1 protein-coding gene is annotated in these 1,096 nt (G+C 48.3%); it reads right to left on the minus strand.

The features are described from left to right. Window positions 1-58: 58 nt before the first annotated feature. The coding region (locus IQ209_RS17890; protein WP_228005978.1) for an IS481 family transposase at window positions 59-1,096 on the minus strand (1,038 nt) is incomplete at its 5' end.

A 1,096-nucleotide genomic window follows, 5' to 3' on the forward strand; every position in this document is an offset into this window, starting at 1 on the left:
TGTATTGGCTTAGACTTGATCTGACAGCTACCGGTTATTTATACAGGTGTCTGTCAGGTTAAATCTGGTTCAGATTCTTTTCTGCCCAGACCCGTTTGCCATCAAGTAACGTGTCCATGGGGGTACGTCCGCAACACATTTTACCCTGATGAGTTCGTTCATTATTGTAGTACCACAGCCAGTTGTCCAGATCCGCCTGCAAATCCTCTATATCACTGTATAGCTTCTTGCGAAAGGTGATCTGGTAAAATTCTTGTAGGAGGGTTCTGTGAAAACGTTCACAGATGCCGTTCGTCTGGGGCGACCTCGCTTTCGTCTTCGTATGATCAATGTCGTTGATAGCCAGATAAAGCTCATAATCATGATGCTCTACACGACCGCAGTACTCCGTTCCCCGATCGGTCAGTATCCTCAGCATCGGCAACGCCTGAGACTCATAGAATGGCAAGACCCGATCGTTAAGCAGTTCGGCGGCGGTGATCGGCGTTTTACTCGTATATAACTTACAATGGACGACCTTGGAGTAGGTATCAATAAAGGTCTGCTGGTAGAGACGGCCCACGCCTTTCAGGTTGCCAACATAAAACGTATCCTGTGAACCTAAATAACCCGGATGGGCTGTGTCGATTTCACCACAGGCTTCATCATCAAGGGCCTTCTTCTCCCGCGCAGCAATTTGAGCCTCGCTCAGAATAATCCCTTCAGTGGTGACTTTCTTTTCTAACGCCTTCAACCGTTTTCGGAAGTTTTCCAAATCATGTCGTTGCCAGATAGAGCGAACCCCACTACCGGAGACACTTATCCCTTTTTGACGTAATTCATTACTGGCCCGGTGCTGTCCATGAGCAGGGAACGCAACAGCATACTCAACCACAGCCCGTTCGACCGCTTCCTCAACGCGGTTCTTGAGGTTGGGTACACGACGATCTTGATTAATCAGGGCATCGACGCCTCCTTCTGCGACCAATTCCTGGTAACGATAAAACGTATCCCTTGAGACGCCCATAATTTGACAGGCTTTCGAGACATTACCGAGTTCCTTGGCGAGATTCAGCAAACCGGCTTTGTGTTTGATGATAGGGTTGTTAGTATGAAG

The sequence above is a fragment of the Xenorhabdus sp. BG5 genome, from assembly GCF_015163665.1.
In the GTDB taxonomy this organism is placed as follows: domain Bacteria; phylum Pseudomonadota; class Gammaproteobacteria; order Enterobacterales; family Enterobacteriaceae; genus Xenorhabdus.